Here is a 17,322-nt window from a genome sequence, read left to right as displayed (position 1 = left end):
GTCCTGGCATGAATGCTCCTTCGCGCTGTGATCAGCCTAACGGCTGGTCGGGGCGAAGTGGCTTGGCCGTTGGTCCTCTCTAGGGGGTTCATTCCACTATTCAGTGGGCCTTGAATATCCCCAAAGTACAGCTAGGCATGACCGTACCGCGCACCGACAAGAAGCTGATGGTGTTGGCCGAGACAGACGGCTGCTTTGCCGATGGCCTCTCGGTGGCGACAGGCTGCTGGCTGGGCCGCCGCACGCTGCGCCTGCTTGATCACGGCAAGGTGGCCGCGACGTTCGTGAAAGTTCGGACGGGGCAGGCTATTCGAATCGCGCCCCACACCGATTTGAGGATACGGGTGCGGGCGGGCCGGGTGGAAGGCGAGAAGCGCTGGGACGCCTACATGGACGCCTACCAGACCTGGAGTGACCAGGAACTGTTCACCGTCACGCCTGTGCGCCTGACCTTCGATCTAGCGGCCGTGATCAGCGTCAACGGTAAGCGCGTCCTCTGTGACAGGTGCAGCGAGGAGATTATCAACGAGCGCGAGGTGCGACATGGAGAGGTTGTGCTGTGCCGGGACTGCGCGGGGGAAAGATATTGGCAGTGACGTGTTCCCGGAGGCCGCCACCAAGGGGAGAAGTTCTCGGAGAAGTAGATCGGCTTCAGCGCGGCTTCTCACCCGACCCAGTGAAGGCAACACGACCGTTTCGGGTTCACGCCAAAGATCAGGCTTTATCATGTGGCATGACCAACCAATGGGCATCGCTGGACTGGCTTTCTGCTATTCCGCAGTTTCACATCGGCGCAGGCGGCGTGCTGGAAGTCACCACCGCGAATGAAACGGACTTCTGGCGCGAAACGCAGTACGGATTTATCAAGGATGACGGACACGCTTTTCTGGCAGACGCACCCCTTGAATTCACACTCACCGTCACCCTGCGCGGCGACTTCGCCGAGCTGTACGACCATGCGGGCCTGATGCTACGCGCCTCCGAAACCGAGTGGCTCAAGTTCGGCGTGGAGTTTGTCGGCGTGTTGCAGTGGAGCGCCGTCATGACCCACGGCAAGTCCGATTGGAGCGTACAGCCCGCGCCGCAAGCGCCGGAATACGCGTTCCGGATGATCCGGCGAGGCGACGCTGTCATCATGCACGCGCGGGACACCGCTTCTCGGCGGTGGGTCTTACAGCGGGTTGCATACTTTGATCCATCGCGGGACGCGCGTGCAGGCGTCATGGCGTGCAGCCCCAAACGTGAAGGATTCCACGTGGCTTTCCGGGAGTTCAAGTTGGAACCGCCAGATCTTCGGACCCTGCATGATCTCGTCGAGGACTGAGCCGGGGAGGGCTGGTCGGTTGGCGGCAAACGACCAAGGTTCGGGAGGATGAGCGCCACTGCACTTCGGTCTCCACCCCCACTTTGTTGTCTGGAGGTCAGATGAGTTATCACATCCTAAATCTGCGTTCAGTGGTGGCGTACGTCAAGTCGCGCACCGAGGCCGCCTCACTGCTGGACGTGACCGGCGTGCTGGCCGCCCAGGAGATCAGCGACGGCAATCTCAACGCGGTCTTCCGGGTCGCAGAAGTCAGTGGCCCGCGCAGTGTGCTGGTCAAGCAGGGCTTGCCGTACCTGCGGGTCGCGGGCGAGGTCTGGCCCCTCTCGCAGGAACGGGCCGATTTCGAGGCCCGCTCGCTGGCCCGCCAGCATGCAGCAGCCCCCGGTCTGGTGCCACGCCCGCTCTGGCACGATCACGAGATGGCCGTGAACGTCATGGAAGATCTGCGTGAACACACCGTGATCCGCGCACCGATGATTGCCGGAATACGCTTGGAGAATCTCGGCGAGACCATCGGACGGTTTCTGGCTGCTACGTTCTATGAATCCAGCGATTTTGCGCTGGGCAGCACAGCCAGACGTCAGTTGAGCGCCCAGTTCCAGAACGTCGAGCTGTGCGACCTGACCGAGATGCTGGTGCTGACCGAGCCGTTTTATCCGCCGCCCAACCGCAACGCTTACCTGCCTGAGCTTCAGAAGGATCTGAACGATCTTCAGGCAGATGCCCCGCTCCGGACAGAGGTGGCACGCCTCAAGCACCGCTTCATGACCTGCGGGCAGGCTCTCCTTCACGGCGACCTGCACACCGGCAGCATCATGGCGAGCGCACCTGACGCCCAGGGGCTGAGCAACATCCGCGTGATCGACTCCGAATTCGCCTTCTTCGGCCCCATGGGCTTCGATATCGGCTTGTTTCTGGCCAATCTAGTGCTGGCCGCCATTTCACAGGCGGGCCATGCTCCAGATCCAGCCGAGTGTCAGGCGCGGCACACCTTCCTGCGGCGTCAGATGCGGAGCTGCTGGACCACCTTCGAAGCTGAATTCCGGCAGCGGTTGGGCAGCGCTCAAAGTCCGTCCTGGCGAGAAGGCGCTTTTCAGGACGCTCTACTGACATCGGTGCTGCAAGACGCGGCCGGGTACGCGGGCTGCGAACTGATCCGCCGGACAGTGGGGTTCGCGCACGTGCTGGACTACGACTCGCTTCAACCTGATGCGGCCCGCTTGAGCGCCGGTCAGCAGAATCTGAAACTGGGCCGCCAGCTGATCATGCAGGCCAGTGCCCTGCGAACCTACGATGAGTTTGAGCACGCAGTCTGGTCTGAACTGGGCTACGCTGCCTTGCAACCGTTGCAACAAGGAGAAACATGAACACCATCACGCCAGTCGATACCGTCAGCTTTGATGGCCGCGAGGTCAGCCTGCTCGACCAAACGCTGCTGCCCGGCCAGCAAGTTCGCCTGATCATTGAGGACGCCGCCCAGATGCACGAGGCCATCGGCATGTTGCGGGTGCGCGGGGCACCGGCCATCGGGGTGGCGGCGGCCTTTGGGTTATGGCTGGGCGTGCGCGGGCTGAGCGACGACCTGCCCCGGCCCGAAGCTGAGGCGAAAGTTGAGGAAACGCGCACTTACCTGGCGGGAGCGCGGCCCACGGCGGTCAACCTCAGCTGGGCGCTCGACCGCTGCGCGGCACAGGCACTGGCCACAGGTAGCAGCACGGCGCAGCTCAAACAAGCGCTGCTCGACGCGGCCATACAGCTGCGCACCGACGAGGAGGCCACCACCCGGCTGATCGGTGAACACGGCGCAGACCTGTTGACCGGCCTGAGCGGCGTCCTCACCCACTGCAATGCGGGCAGCGCGGCCACCGTGGGTCTGGGCACAGCCCTCGCGCCCATTTACGTCGCCAGCGAGCGGGGGCAGGCCCTGCGCGTCTTCGCCGACGAAACCCGCCCGCTGCTTCAGGGAGCGCGGATCACGGCCTGGGAACTCCGCGAGGCGGGCGTGCCGGTGACGGTGATCACGGATTCGATGGCGGCGGTCGTGATGCGTCAGGGGCTGGTCGGGGCCGTCATCGTCGGCTGTGACCGGGTCGCGGCCAACGGCGATGTGGCCAACAAGATCGGCACCTACGGGGTCGCGCTGCTGGCCCGCGCCCACGGCCTCCCCTTTTACGTGGCCGGGCCGACCTCCACCATCGACCTCGGCACCCCGGATGGCGACCACATCGAAATCGAACAGCGCGGCGCACACGAGGTCACCCACCACGGCGGCGTCCTGATGGCCCCGGACGGCGTGGACGTCTTCAACCCGGCCTTCGACGTCACGCCCGCCGAGTACGTGACCGCCATCATCACCGAGAAGGGCATCATCTACCCGCCGTATGGACCGGGCCTACAGGCCGTCAAAGCGTGAACAGTCTCTGGGAAGAGCGCGAGTTCGCCGCTGCCGCCGGGGCGCTGGGCCAGCGGGTCTACACCTCGCGTCTGCTGGGCCGAGAGCCGGACCTAGTGCTGCACGGCGGCGGAAACACCAGCGTCAAAACGGTGGAAACCACGCTGCTGGGTGATGAGGTTCAGACCCTGTGGGTCAAGGGCAGCGGCTGGGATCTGGCAACCATCACTGAACGCGGCTTCACACCGCTGCGCCTGGATGCCCTACGGCGACTGGCCGAACTGGAAACACTCAGTGACCTCGACATGGCGCGTGAGCTGAGCCTCGCCAAGCTCGACCCTGCGGCCCCCGCTCCGTCGGTGGAGGCGATTTTGCACGGAGTTTTGCCCGCCCGCTTCGTCGATCACACCCACGCCGACGCTTTTGTCACTCTCAGCAACACCCCCTCCGGCGAGGCGCTCGTCAGCGAGCTGTACGGCGAGGACGTGCTGATCGTCCCCTACGTGATGCCGGGCTTCGCGTTGGCCCGCTCGGCCTGGCAGCTCTACCGCGAGCAGGCGCGTGCCAGCACGGTCGGGCTGGCACTGCTGGGTCACGGCCTGTTCACTTTCGGAGACACCGCGCAGGAGGCTTACGAGCGAATGATCGCCCTGGTGAGTCGGGCCGAGGAATACCTGGCCCGGCACGTCACGTTGCCCGTCGCCGTGCCGGTGGCCCCGCCCGCTCCTCAACTCCGGCAGGAGATCGCGGCCCTGCGGCGTGATGTTTCCCACGTCGCTGGCCGCCCCATGCTGCTGATGACCCACCAGGACGACGCTGCCATGGCTTACGCGCAGCGGGCCGACCTCCCCGCGCTCGCCGGTCTGGGGCCAGCCACCCCCGATCACGTCATCCGGACCCGCCGCCTGCCGTTGATCGGGCGAGATGTGGAGGCCTACGCGCAGGCTATCCGCTCGGAGTTCGCGGCCCTCTCGCCGCGCTCGGCCACCCCGCTGACCATGCTCGACCCCGCGCCCAGGGTAGTGCTCGACCCGGCCTTTGGTCTGGGCGCAGTGGGCACGAGCGCCTCGGCGGCACGCATCGTGGAAGACATCGCCCGGCATACTCTCGCCATGATTCAGCGGGCCGACGCGCTGGGCGGCTGGCGGCCCCGGCCCGCCGCCGACATTTTCGAGGTCGAGTACTGGTCGCTGGAGCAGGCCAAACTGCAAAACGGGCCGCTTTCAGCCGAGTTCAGCGGTGAGGTCGCGCTGGTGACTGGAGCGGCCTCAGGAATCGGGCGGGCCTGCGTCGACGCTCTCCTGAAGCGGGGCGCAGCCGTGATCGGCCTGGACATTCAGGACACCGTCGCGCAGGTCAGTTCCACTGCCGGGTATCTGGGCCTCCAGGTCAATCTGACCGACGAAGTGGCAGTCGAAGCAGCGCTGGAACGCGCGGCACGGCAGTTCGGCGGACTGGATATGCTAATCCTGAACGCGGGCGTCTTCCCGGCCAGCCGCAGCATTGCCGAGCTGAACACCGCCGAATGGGAACGGGTGCTGGGCGTCAATCTCACCTCCAACCTGACGCTGCTGCGGCTGGCCCATCCGTTGCTCAAACTCGCCCCGAAGGGCGGGCGGGTTGTCGTGAACGCCTCAAAGAATGTTCCGGCCCCTGGTCCCGGCGCGGCGGCCTACAGCGCCTCGAAGGCGGCGCTGACGCAGCTCGCGCGGGTCGCGGCGCTGGAATGGGGAGCCGACGGCATCCGCGTGAATGTCCTGCACCCCAACGCGGTGTTCGACACCGGAATCTGGACGCCGGAAGTGCTGGAGAAGCGGGCCCACAGCTACGGCCTCAGCGTGGACGCCTACCGGCGCAACAACGTTCTGGGTGTCGAGGTGACCAGCCGGGATGTGGCGGAGCTGGCCTGCACGCTCTGCGGCGCGGCCTTTTCGCGCACGACCGGTGCTCAGATCCCGGTGGACGGCGGCAACGAGCGGGTGATCTGAGCGCCGCCCAGCGCTACTTCTGCTCGCCCTGGCGAAGGTCTTTCCAGACATTTCCGGATTCGAACAACTCAGGTTCGAGGGCGCGGGTGCGGGGATCCTCGGCTTGATCGAGTTGCCGCACCATCCACAGGGGGTACGGCGTGCCGGGGTGGCTGGCTTGATCGAGTTCGCGGCGGTCCTCATCGGTGAGCTGGATGTCCAGGGACCGGATGTTCTCGCCGAGGCGTTCGGTGCTTCGCGCGGCGGTGATCACGCTGGAAATGCCCGGCTGCGACACCGTCCACTTCAGCGCGACCTGGGCGGGGGTCACGCCGCGCCGCTGTGCGACCTGTCTGAGCGCCTCGAGCACCGGCCGTCCCTTGTCCCAGTCGAAGGGCACGAACTGCCCGGCCTCACCGAAGCGGGTGCCTTCCGGGGCGTCCTCGGGTCCGTCATACTTCGCGGAGAGGTAGCCACCGGCCAGCGGGCTCCAGACCAGTATGCCCAGACCCGAGTATTTGGCCAGGTCGATCCATCCGTGTTCCAGTTCGCGGCCCACCAGCGAGTAGTACAACTGCGCGGTCACGAAGGGCTCCCAGCCCCGGCGCTCCTGGATGCCCAGGGCGGTGGCCGCCTGCCACGCCAGATAGTTGCTCAGACCGATATGGCGCACCATGCCCTGACGCACCAAGTCGTTGAGGGTGCTCAGCGTTTCTTCCAACGGCGTGTGGCTGTCCCAGCCGTGGACTTGGTAAAGGTCGAGGTAATCGGTCTGGAGACGCTTGAGGCTGCTCTCCACACCGCGCAGAATGTTGACCCGCGTCGCGCCGGAGCGGTTGAGGTTGGTATCCGACATCGGCAAGCGGAACTTGCTGGCTAGAACGACTTCCTCACGGATGCCGCTCAGGGCCACACCGAGTTGTGTCTCGGACTGCCCGCGTGAATAGACGTCGGCGGTGTCGATGAAGTTGATGCCCTGATCGAGCGCAAATTTCACCATGTCGGTGGTGGCCTGCTGGTCGAGCGAGCCCATGTTCATGCCAGCACCAAACTGCATGGTGCCCAGCCCGAAGGCGCTGACGATCAAACCGGACCGGCCGAGGCTGCGATATTCCATGTGAGGACTCCTTGACGTGAGGGGTTTGAGGGCAAGGAAATGGCTGACATGCTCTTCGGAAAACAGTTCGTTACCCGCACCCCCGTCTCAGCCGCTGGCGTCGGCCTGCAATACCGCTTCCAGCGCCGAGACAAATAACACAGTGCCGGGGTCGAGCTTGCCTTCGGTGCGCTCGCCCACCCAGTTGGCGCGGCCCACCTGTCCGCGCAGGGGAGCGGCGGCGTCCCTTCCAGCGCGGGCGGCGGCCAGCATTTCCTGCGCCGCCTCAGTGAGGGGACGGCCCGCTTGCACGGCGGCGTCAAAGGCCAGGGCCGCCGGGTGCACGGCGTCCACGATGGTCTTGTCGCCGGGCTTGACCTTGCCGCGCTCCTGGATTCCCTGATCGGCGGCCAGCAGCATGGCGGCCAGGTCCGCCGCGCTGAGAGTGCTCTGGCCCATCACGCCTTTGCCCGCCCGCATAAAGGCGGTGGCCATCAACGCACCCATGGTGCTGGGCGCGGCGCGGTTGTAGGCCATGCCCGCTCCGGCCAGCCATCGGCCCAGGTCATCGCCGGGTGGTGTGGCGTCCAGGTAGGCGATTAGCCCCAGTGCGCCCTTTTCGGCGGTCAAGCCGCTGTCGCCATCACCAACCTCGGCGTCCAGGCGGTTGAGGTGGTCGCGTAACTCCAGCAGCCGCCCGGCAGCGCGGCGCAGCGCGGCTTCAACCTCCGCTCCGCTAACCGTCTCACTCACTTGCCGACCTGCACGAAGAAGGGCGTGCGGGCCGGGTGGTCGAGCAGGGCCTGGAGGTCGTCGTCGAGCTTCATGATGGTCAGGCTCGCCCCGGCCATCTCCAGACTGGTGGCGTACTCGCCCACAAACGCTTGGTAGACACCCACCCCGCGCGTCTCCAGGCTGCGGTGCACTTGCCGGAACAGGATATACAACTCTTCCAGGGGGGTCGCGCCCAGGCCGTTGACCATCACGGCCAGGCGGTCACCGCTGTGCACGTCCAGCTCGGCCAGGACCGCTTCCAGCAGCTCCTCAGCAATCTGATCAGCGCTCTCAAGCGGCCCGCGCCTGACCCCCTTCTCGCCGTGGATGCCCATACCGATCTCCATCTCACCCTCGCCGATGTCAAAGGTCGGCCGACCCGCCGCCGGCAGCGTACACGACGACAGAGCCACTCCCATGGTGCGGGTGTGCGCCAGGGCCTTGAGCGCAGCGGCCTCGACCTCGTCCAGACTGCCGCCCTGGTCAGCCTTGGCCCCTGCAATTTTGAAGGCGAAGACCATGCCCGCCACACCCCGGCGGGTTTCCGCGCGCTGCTCACTGGCGCTGGCAACGTCGTCGCGCACCAGCACGGTGCGGACCTCGATATCGTCCATGGCCGCCATCTCGGTCGCCATGTCGAAGTTCATGACGTCGCCGCCGTAGTTGCCGTAGATGTACAGCACGCCTTTTCCGCCGTGAATGCGTTTGGTGACTTCCAGCATCTGATCGGCGCTGGGACTCTGGAACACGTCCCCGACGGCGCAGCCGTTGAGCATCCCCTGTCCCACGTACCCCAGAAAGACCGGCAGGTGTCCAGAGCCGCCTCCAGTCGCCAGCGCCACTTTGCCTTCAATCGGCGCGTCGGCGCGAACTAAGCAGTGCGGGTCGCCCGCCGCGTACGCCAGTTGATCGGGGTGGGCGCGGTAAAGCCCGTCGAGCATCTCGTCCACAAAACGGTTAGGGTCGTTCAAAATCTTTTTCACAGGAATCCTCCAGCGAAATGGCAGTGGGTGATGACCGGCGCAGGGCAGCGGCGATCAGAGATTCGGCAGGCTGGGCGCGGGAACCGAGCACCAAAAACGGGAGTGATGGTCTTTTGATCTTAGGCCAACCTGAAACGCCTTGCAAGCCGGGGCGGAGCACTCGGGAAGATGGCGCACACAACTTGACACACGCCCGGCACCCGCCCAGAATGACCGGGTAGCCCACAAATTATCTGGTCGACGTTCTCGCGACTTATCTCTCAGAGGTGTCTTTGCGCCGATTCACTGCTGATCGTCACATCCTCTTTTTGCTGGTGGCCAATCTGGTCGTCGCGCTGGCTGCGACCTTGCTCACACGCGGCACGTTCATGTCACTGGACAACTGGCAGTCGATGGCCACGCAACTCCCCGAGTTGGGCTTGCTGGCGTTGTGCATCCTGATCACCATGGTTTCAGGCGGCGGCGGCATCGATCTGTCGGTAGTCGCCACCGCCAACCTGTCGGCGATCACAGCGGGACTGGTCGCCCGTCAGCTTTACGCCGACCCGGACAGCGCCAATATGCCGTTTACTCTGGTTTTCTTGGCTGTGGCACTGCTGGTTGGCCTAGTCTGCGGACTCATCAACGGTCTCCTGATTTCGCGGCTGCGCTACGCTCCAATTCTGGCGACGCTCGGCACCTCACTGGCCTTCCAGGGTATCGGCTACGCCCTGACCAACGGCTCGGCGGTGATCGGGTTCTCGACTGGTATCCAGAATCTGGGACTGGGCACCATCGGCCCGGTGCCTGTGCCGCTGCTGATTTACCTGGCGGTGGCGGGGGCGCTGGCGTGGGTGCTGGCGGCGACGCCCTACGGTCTGCGGCTGTATCTGCTCGGCACCAACAGCCGCGCCGCGCACTTCGCGGGCATCAATACGCAGCGAGTGCTGCTCACCACCTACGCCCTGGCAGGCGTGCTGGCCGCCGTCTCAGGAATCATTTTCGGAGCGCGTGCCAACTCCATCAAGGTGGACTACGGCAGTTCTTATCTTCTGATCGCCATTTTGATCGCCGTCATGGGCGGCGTAAATCCGGCGGGCGGCGCGGGCAAAGTCCTGGGCCTGTTGCTGGCCACCACCGCCCTGCAATTTTTGTCGAGTTCACTCAATCTGCTGGGCTTATCGAATTTCCTCAAGGACTTTACCTGGGGCCTGCTGCTGCTGCTGTCCATCGCCCTCACCGCCTTCCGGCTCAAGGCCCGGCCCGCCGCCTCGTCATCTCCTTCGCCCCCCGATACGCCGCCGCCCGACTCCCCGCCCGCCTCACCACGTGGCCTTTCAGGAGGAACACCATGAACAAGAAAACTTGGACATTCAGCGCTCTCGGCCTGCTCGTACTCGGCGTCTCCCTTCACGGGGCCGACGCGCAGACCAAGAAGTACAACATGGTCACGGTGGTCAAGATCACCGGCATCAATTGGTTTAACCGCATGGAGGAAGGCGTCAAAAAGTATGCCAAGGACAGCGGCAACAACGCCACCCAGACCGGCCCCTCCACTGCCGACGCCGCGCAGCAGGCCGCCATCATCGAAGACCTGATCGCCAAGAAGCCCGACGCCATCGCGGTCGTGCCGTTCAGCCCCGAGACGCTGGAGCCAGTGCTGAAAAAAGCCATGTCGCGCGGAATCAAGGTGATTACGCACGAGGCCGACAACCAGGTCAATACCCTGTACGACATCGAAGCGTTCGACAACGTCGCTTTCGGAGCGAACCTGAATGTCCGGCTCGCCAAATGCATGGGCGGCAGCGGCAAGTGGGCCGTTTTCGTGGGCAGCCTGACCAGCAAGACGCACAACCAGTGGGCCGACGGCGGTATTGCCAACGCCAAGAAGAATCCCGGCATGGTCTTGGTGGAAAGCAAACAGGAAACCGCCGACGACGCCGAACAGGCCTACCAGAAGGCCAAGGAACTCATCCGCAAGTACCCGGACATCAAGGGCTTTCAGGGCAGCGCCTCCACCGACGTGGCCGGGATCGGACGCGCCGTCGAGGAAGCCGGACTGGAGAACAAGACCTGCGTTTACGGCACCAGCCTGCCATCCATCGCCGGAAAATATATGGACTCCGGCGCAGTTGACGGCATCGGGTTCTGGGACCCTGCCGACGCGGGGTACGTCATGAACAAGGTGGCACAATTGGTCTTGCAGGGTAAAAAGATCACCAACGGCATGGACCTGGGCGTCAAAGGCTACAACAAAGTTTCGGTCACCAAAGGCAAGGGCGCGGGCATGATCATCCGTGGCAACGCCTTCGTCGATGTCGACAAGGCCAACTACAAGAGCTATCCCTTCTAAGGTTGATGACTAAAACGCCGTGCCCCGCCCGCTTCATGGGTGTGGGGAAGGCGTTTTTCCTTCACCTCCGTTCTCAACTGCTCCGATTCTCAACCGACCCGACTCTCAACCGACCCGACGAGGTTTTCCATGACGCGGCCATCCTCCACCCCCGCTGTGCCCGGCGCGGCGCTGCTGAGCCTGCAAGGCATCACCAAGACGTTCGGCGGAGTGCGTGCGCTGCGCGGCGTGAGCTTTGACATTCACGCGGGTCAGACGTATCACCTGCTCGGTGAGAACGGCTCAGGCAAAAGCACCCTGATCAAAATCATCTCGGGTGCTCAGCCACCCGACTCCGGCGTGATCGAGGTGCGCGGCGTCGCCCACCAGGCGCTTGATGCCTTGAGCGCTCTGGAAGCAGGCATCGAGACGGTCTACCAGGACTTGTCGCTCTTTCCCAACCTGAGTGTGGCCGAGAACGTGGCCCTGACCGCGCAGCTCGTCAGTGCGCGGGGGCAACTCGCCAGACCGCTGTCATGGTCGAAGTTGCGCGAGGTCGCGGCCACCGCCCTAGAGCGGGTCGGGCTGCCCATCACACCCGCGTTTCTCGACGCGCCGGTGGAAACCCTGCCCATCGCGGTGCGGCAACTGATCGCCATCGCGCGGGGCATCGTCAGCCGCGCCAGCCTGGTCATCATGGACGAACCCACCGCCGCCCTAACGCAGCGTGAGGTCGAAAACCTGCTGGCGATCATCGCCTCGCTTCAGCAAGAAGGCGTGAGCGTGCTGTTCGTGAGCCACAAACTCGATGAGGTCTTCCGGATCGGCGGGCAGGTGATCGTGCTGCGCGACGGCAGCAAGGTCGCCGACGGTCCCCTGAGTGAGTTCACGCCCTCCAGCGTGGCCTACCAGATGACCGGCAAGACCCTGGAGGAAACCCACTACCGCACTGCTGCTCCCAGCCAGGAGCCGCTGCTGGAGGTCAGCGGCCTGACCCGCGCCGGAGCGTTTGAGAACGTGACCTTTACGCTGCACCGGGGCGAGGTGCTGGGCATCACGGGCCTGCTCGACTCGGGGCGCAATGAGCTGGCCCACGCACTTTCTGGTGTGCGGCCCGCCGACAGCGGCCAGATCCGGTTGGCTGGGACGGCTGCCGAGCTGCACACCCCCCGCGACGGCATTCGCCTGGGCATCGGCTACGTGCCCGAGGACCGCCTGGCCGAGGGCCTCTTCCTCGACAAACCCATTCGCGAAAACATCATGGTGTCGATTCTCAAACGCCTGACGCGCGGGCCACGCCTCGACTACGCCCGCGCGACGGCGGACACCACGCAGCTCTCCAAAGACCTTCAGGTGGCCACGCCGAGCGTCATGCTGCCGGTTGGCGCTCTGTCCGGCGGAAACCAGCAAAAAGTGATGGTGGCCCGCTGGCTGGCCATCGGCCCCAAGGTATTGATCCTGCACGGCCCGACCGCTGGGGTGGACGTGGGCAGCAAGGACGCCCTCTACCGCATCATGCAGAACCTGGCCGCGCAGGGTCTGGGCGTGCTGCTGATCAGCGACGACTTGCCCGAACTGCTGATGAACTCAGACCGGATCGGCGTGATGCACCGGGGACAACTCACCCGCATCGCTCCCGTGGCCGAGCTGAGTGAGGCCTCGCTGACTGCCGAACTGCTGGAAGTTGTGCCGGTAGGCCCTGCGCCGCAGGTGGGGGGAGCGGTATGAGCTTGGCTCGCCCCACCGATGGGGTGGCCGCCTTGCCAGCGTGGCGCATCTGGCTCGGTCGCCCCGAAACCGTAACGCTGGGCCTGATCCTGCTGTTCTGCGTGTCGCTCACCCTGCTCTCGCCGCAGTTCCTGACCGTCAATACCCTGTTTGATGTGCTGCGCAGCAGTGTCACCACTGGCATCTTCGCGCTGGGCGTGCTGCTGGTGCTGGCGGCAGGGGGCATTGACGTGAGCTTCACGGCAGTGGCGGTGTTCGCGCTCTACTCTTCGACCAAAGTGGTGCTGGCCGTCTGGCCGACCGCGCCGTATCCCGTGATGATCTTGCTGTGCTTGCTGATCGGCCTGGGCTTAGGCTTGGCCAACGGCTTCATGGTGTACCGCTTCAGCGTTCCCAGCCTCATCGTGACGATTGGCACCCAGTACCTGTACCGGGGCTTTTTGCTGGCGTTCATAGGGACGGCCCACATCATGAACATCCCCAGCGCCATGGACAGTTTCGCGCGGCTGAACCTCACCAAGTTCCAGACCGCTGACAACACCAACGTTTCTCTGCCCGTCACTTTCCTGTTTCTGGTGGGGGCGGCGCTGCTCACGCAGTACATCCTGAGCCGCACCCTGCTGGGCCGGGCTGCATACGCCGTGGGCGGCAGCATTCCGATTGCCGAACGACTGGGGATTCCGGTAAGGCGCGTGACCCTGTTCGTGTTCGGCTACGCCGGGCTGCTGGCGGGCCTGGGCGGGCTGCTGCACGGCACCCAGAACCAGCTGGCCAACCCATTCGATCTGGTGGGGCAGGAACTCGACGTGATCGCTGCTGTCGTGCTGGGCGGCGCGCGCGTGACGGGCGGGCGAGGTACGGTGGCGGGAACGCTCCTCGGCGTCATTCTGATTATCCTGATCAAAAATAACTTGGTGCTGATGGGCGTGCCGAGCACGTACCAAAAGCTGGTCATCGGCGCGATCATTTTGCTTGCCAGCGGCGTGTTCGCCCGCCGTGAGCCGCGCTGAAGCGTCAAGGAGAGCAATGTTGAAATTCGGAGCACACGCGTTTTGCTGGGAAGGGGACTGGACAGACGAGATCGGCGACCGCGTCATCGAGCAGGCCGCCCGCGCTGGACTCGACTTCATCGAAATCCCCCTGTTGCATCCTGAAACGTTTGATGCCAAGCGTCATCGACGGCATCTGGAAGCGGTCGGACTGGCCTGTGTCAGTTCGCTGGGCCTGCCACGAGAGGCCCACATGCCCCATGAACCGCAGAAGGCCGTCACCTTCCTGAAGGGCGTACTCGACCGCATGGAGGAACTCGGGGCCCGCGACCTGACCGGCTGCACTGGCTACTCCATCGGCGTACTGACGGGCCAGGGCCCCTCTCCGCAGGAACTCGACCGGATGGTGGACGGCCTGGCCCAGGTGGCGGAGGACGCCCGCTCACGCGGCATCGGACTCGGCCTGGAAGCCATCAACCGCTACGAGACGTATATGGTCAACACGCTGGACGACGCGCTGGACGTCGTCAACCGTGTGGGCTCGGACAACCTGCGGGTACACGCCGATACCTACCACATGAACATCGAAGAAGCCAATTTACGTGAGGCGCTCCAGCGGGTAGAAGGAAAACTCAACTTCATCCATATGAGCGAGAGCCACCGTGGGCTGGTCGGTACCGGCACTGTACCGTGGGAGCAGGTCTGGCAGGGGCTGGCGGACATCCAGTTCAGCGGCTACCTTACCCTGGAATCTTTCGCGGCACCCAATCCGGAACTGGCCGCCGCGACGTGTATCTGGAAGCCGCCCCGCCACACCGGGCAGGAACTCGCTGAAGGCGGTCTGGCCTTCTTGCGCGAAGGTGCGGCGCGGCATGGACTGATGGAGCAGGTGCGTTAGGCCTGGGTTCACGGACGCCTGGCCCGGCTTCGCTCGCCTGAACTCCACTCCAGGCCAGGATCACTTCGTCGGCCCGCTGCGGCGGATCACCACCAACCCCTTTCACTGCACAACAGGTGCTACACAACAGGAGACGCCATGACCACGCACCTTCCGACGCCTGCCGATGATTTGCCTCTCCCTACACCTTCGCAGGAAGTGACCCGCTGGCTGGACGCCTTCGGAGCCAGTTTGGAGCGCCAGGACATCACCGCCGCAACCGAACTGTTCGAGCCGCAAGGCTACTGGCGCGACCTCGTGACTTTTACTTGGAACATCAAGACCCTGGAAGGCAGACCGCAGATCGCGGCCATGCTGGACGCCCAGTTGGGCAGTGTGCAGCCCACAAACTGGCGGCTGGAGGAGGAGGCTTCCTTGGCTGACGGCGTGACCGAGGCGTGGCTCACCTTCGAAACGGCGGTGGCGCGCGGAAGGGGTTATCTGCGGCTGCGCGGCGGACAGGCTTGGACGCTCCTGACGACGATGCTTGAACTCAAGGGCTTTGAGGAGCGCAAAGGTTCACGCCGTGACCGGGGTGCGCAGCACGGCGTGGTGAAAGACCGGCGCAACTGGCTCGACCGCAAGGCGGCGGCTGAGGCCGAACTCGGCTCCAGTCGGCAGCCGTATGTGGTGATTATCGGCGGCGGACAGGGCGGCATCGCGCTGGGTGCGCGGCTGCGGCGACTTAGCGTGCCGACCATCATCATCGAGAAAAACGAGCGGCCCGGTGACTCGTGGCGCAAGAGATACCACTCGCTGTGTCTGCATGATCCCATCTGGTATGACCACCTGCCTTACCTGCCGTTCCCGGACGATTGGCCTGTCTTCTCGCCCAAGGATAAGATCGCTGACTGGCTGGAGATGTACACCCGCATCATGGAGCTGAACTACTGGGGCAGCAGCGAGGCGAGCAGTGCACGCTGGGATGACGCGGCGCAGGAATGGGTGATCCGCATCAACCGCGCTGGGGAGGAGATCACCCTGAGGCCCAAGCAGCTCGTTTTGGCTACTGGCATGTCTGGCATTCCCAACCAGCCGCAGTTCCCCGGTATGGAGAATTTCCAAGGCACCCAGACGCACTCCAGCGGCTTCCGGGGCGGGCAGGACTGGGTGGGTAAGAAGGCAGTGGTGATCGGCAGCAACAACTCCGCGCACGACATCTGCGCCGATTTGTGGGAACACGGTGCGGACGTGACGATGGTGCAGCGCTCCAGCACACACATCGCGACGTCGGATTCACTGATGGAGCTTTCGCTCGGGCCACTTTACTCCGAGGAGGCCGTGGCCAGCGGCATCACCACCGAGAAGGCCGACTTGATGTTTGCGTCTACGCCCTACCGGGCGCTGCCCGACGTGCACATTCCGCTCTACAAGGACATCGCTGAGCGGGACGCTGATCTGTACAAGCGGCTGGAACAAGCCGGGTTCATGCTCGACTTTGGTGACGACGGCTCAGGGTTGTTCATGAAGTACCTGCGCCGGGGTTCCGGATACTACATTGACGTGGGTGCCTCGGAACTCGTCGCGCAGGGCAAGGTGAAACTCCGCAGCGGCGTGAATGTCTCCCGTGTCAACGCACGCTCGGTGACGCTTAGCGACGGCAGTGACCTTCCTGCCGACCTGATCGTCTACGCCACCGGCTACGGCTCCATGAACGGCTGGGCCGCCAAGCTCATCTCGCAGGAAGTGGCCGATAAAGTCGGGAAGGTCTGGGGGCTGGGTTCCGGCACCAACAAGGATCCTGGCCCTTGGGAGGGAGAACTGCGTAATATGTGGAAACCCACCCAGGTGACAGGCCTGTGGTTTCACGGTGGGAATCTTCATCAGTCCCGGCATTACTCGCTTTACCTGAGCCTGCAACTCAAAGCCCGGATGGAGGAAATCCCCACGCCCGTTTACGGCCTACAAGAAGTGCACCACACACAATAACAGAGCGGTTGCACTGTCTTCGCTTAACTCGCGGCAGGCATGCGGAAATCATGCGCTGGTGGCCAACACGAAGAGGCTAGCGTGCGTTAATACCACGTACAGAATTAGGGAGGTTAATTCTTTTATAGGCAGATTAAGTATCAATTCATTAAAGAATTTGTAGCACTATGACTTCTGAGATGGGTTGGCACACGCGGATATAGTCCTATTTACGCGAACAGAGCGTGTGGAGAAGTTTGAAGAAGATGCTCAGCAGTTTCAACTTCTTGTCACAATGGCCAAACAGTAATTGGAAAAACACCGTCAGGGCACGCTACGTCGTGAGATTCCCCCCGTCGTCGGTCCAGTTCAGTTGCACTCCAAATCTTATCTTGAGGTGCTCAGTAAAGTCCAAGGGAACTTGAACCATCCCACGTCCTGATGCAGATATGCGGAAAGTCGGCACCTTCCACAATGCTCAGTAGAGCATTTATTAAAAAAGAAGCTTTTTTTGACCGACCAACGGGAGCGAAATAGAGAGAGCGTTTGGGAGGATGGATGCATGAGCGTGCTTTTTGCTCAGGCATCCATTCGGACAAATGCTCTAAGGTTCGGCGAGCGCGTAGTCAAAGATAGCGAGCGTTTTGTCGTACCAAGCGGCACGGCTAGCCCAGACTCTAATCATGGGATAAATGAGCCGCTGCCCTTAGAGCTACCTTCAGGCCAACATCTCTTGATACTTTTCTTCCACGATCAAACCATTCGGGAAGCAGCCAAAAGCCGGGGCACCTGTTCAGGGCCGGGCAGCCAGTTCAGCCAGCAACATCGCCCCAAATCCAGTCGCTCCAGCGGGACCAAAGGCGTGGGCTTTGTCCTTGAGGGCGTTGCCGGCAATGTCCAGATGTGCCCAGGG

General features: G+C 63.6%; 14 protein-coding genes. 11 read left to right on the top strand and 3 right to left on the bottom strand.

Translation table 11 applies throughout. The features are described 5' to 3' along the window. Positions 1–137: 137 nt before the first annotated feature. The 5 genes from FNU79_RS17710 to FNU79_RS17690 all read left to right on the top strand — a co-directional run bounded on the left by FNU79_RS17710 (position 138) and on the right by FNU79_RS17690 (position 5,704). Positions 138–596 (top strand): FmdE family protein, encoded by a 459-nt coding sequence (locus FNU79_RS17710; RefSeq protein WP_143722121.1) that lies wholly within the window; start codon positions 138–140, stop codon positions 594–596. A gap of 137 nt (positions 597–733) precedes the next feature. After that, a complete protein-coding gene (locus tag FNU79_RS17705) occupies positions 734–1,324 on the top strand; it encodes a DUF1349 domain-containing protein (protein ID WP_225430158.1) in 591 nt (196 codons plus the stop codon). A gap of 101 nt (positions 1,325–1,425) precedes the next feature. Continuing rightward, complete coding sequence (mtnK, locus tag FNU79_RS17700) at positions 1,426–2,691, top strand: S-methyl-5-thioribose kinase (RefSeq protein ID WP_143722120.1); 1,266 nt, start codon at positions 1,426–1,428, stop codon at positions 2,689–2,691. Further along, positions 2,688–3,737: an S-methyl-5-thioribose-1-phosphate isomerase gene (gene mtnA / locus FNU79_RS17695; RefSeq protein ID WP_143722119.1), complete on the top strand. Its 1,050-nt coding sequence runs from the start codon at positions 2,688–2,690 to the stop codon at positions 3,735–3,737. Before mtnK ends, mtnA begins: the two co-directional genes overlap by 4 nt. Then, the gene (locus FNU79_RS17690; RefSeq protein WP_143722118.1) at positions 3,734–5,704 is read left to right on the top strand and encodes a bifunctional aldolase/short-chain dehydrogenase; all 1,971 of its coding nucleotides are present in this window, start codon (positions 3,734–3,736) and stop codon (positions 5,702–5,704) included. Before mtnA ends, FNU79_RS17690 begins: the two co-directional genes overlap by 4 nt. Before the next feature lie 13 nt (positions 5,705–5,717). Here the strand turns inward: FNU79_RS17690 and FNU79_RS17685 are convergent, their stop codons facing one another. The 3 genes from FNU79_RS17685 to dhaK form a co-directional block, all read right to left on the bottom strand. After that, positions 5,718–6,800, bottom strand: a complete 1,083-nt coding sequence (locus FNU79_RS17685; protein ID WP_143722117.1) for an aldo/keto reductase — start codon at positions 6,798–6,800, stop codon at positions 5,718–5,720. Positions 6,801–6,887: 87 nt separating this feature from the next. After that, the gene (locus tag FNU79_RS17680; RefSeq protein WP_143722116.1) at positions 6,888–7,532 is read right to left on the bottom strand and encodes a DAK2 domain-containing protein; all 645 of its coding nucleotides are present in this window, start codon (positions 7,530–7,532) and stop codon (positions 6,888–6,890) included. After that, positions 7,529–8,536, bottom strand: a complete 1,008-nt coding sequence (gene dhaK / locus FNU79_RS17675) for a dihydroxyacetone kinase subunit DhaK (RefSeq protein WP_143722115.1) — start codon at positions 8,534–8,536, stop codon at positions 7,529–7,531. Before dhaK ends, FNU79_RS17680 begins: the two co-directional genes overlap by 4 nt. A gap of 266 nt (positions 8,537–8,802) precedes the next feature. On the opposite strand from dhaK, the gene FNU79_RS17670 reads away from it, so the two are divergent. The 6 genes from FNU79_RS17670 to FNU79_RS17645 all read left to right on the top strand — a co-directional run bounded on the left by FNU79_RS17670 (position 8,803) and on the right by FNU79_RS17645 (position 16,430). Next, complete coding sequence (locus FNU79_RS17670; protein ID WP_143722114.1) at positions 8,803–9,870, top strand: ABC transporter permease; 1,068 nt, start codon at positions 8,803–8,805, stop codon at positions 9,868–9,870. Then, positions 9,867–10,868: an autoinducer 2 ABC transporter substrate-binding protein gene (locus tag FNU79_RS17665; protein ID WP_143722113.1), complete on the top strand. Its 1,002-nt coding sequence runs from the start codon at positions 9,867–9,869 to the stop codon at positions 10,866–10,868. The genes FNU79_RS17670 and FNU79_RS17665 overlap by 4 nt, the downstream gene beginning before the upstream one ends. Positions 10,869–10,997: 129 nt before the next feature. After that, a complete protein-coding gene (locus FNU79_RS17660; RefSeq protein WP_185974800.1) occupies positions 10,998–12,575 on the top strand; it encodes a sugar ABC transporter ATP-binding protein in 1,578 nt (525 codons plus the stop codon). After that, a complete protein-coding gene (locus tag FNU79_RS17655) occupies positions 12,572–13,585 on the top strand; it encodes an ABC transporter permease (RefSeq protein WP_143722112.1) in 1,014 nt (337 codons plus the stop codon). Before FNU79_RS17660 ends, FNU79_RS17655 begins: the two co-directional genes overlap by 4 nt. Next, a complete protein-coding gene (locus tag FNU79_RS17650; RefSeq protein ID WP_143722111.1) occupies positions 13,548–14,462 on the top strand; it encodes a sugar phosphate isomerase/epimerase family protein in 915 nt (304 codons plus the stop codon). The genes FNU79_RS17655 and FNU79_RS17650 overlap by 38 nt, the downstream gene beginning before the upstream one ends. Before the next feature lie 138 nt (positions 14,463–14,600). Beyond that, the gene (locus tag FNU79_RS17645; RefSeq protein WP_185974799.1) at positions 14,601–16,430 is read left to right on the top strand and encodes an NAD(P)/FAD-dependent oxidoreductase; all 1,830 of its coding nucleotides are present in this window, start codon (positions 14,601–14,603) and stop codon (positions 16,428–16,430) included. Positions 16,431–17,322 lie beyond the last annotated feature (892 nt).

Source organism: Deinococcus detaillensis (assembly GCF_007280555.1).
Lineage (GTDB): Bacteria > Deinococcota > Deinococci > Deinococcales > Deinococcaceae > Deinococcus > Deinococcus detaillensis.
This window is presented reverse-complemented; position numbering and strand designations above follow the sequence as displayed.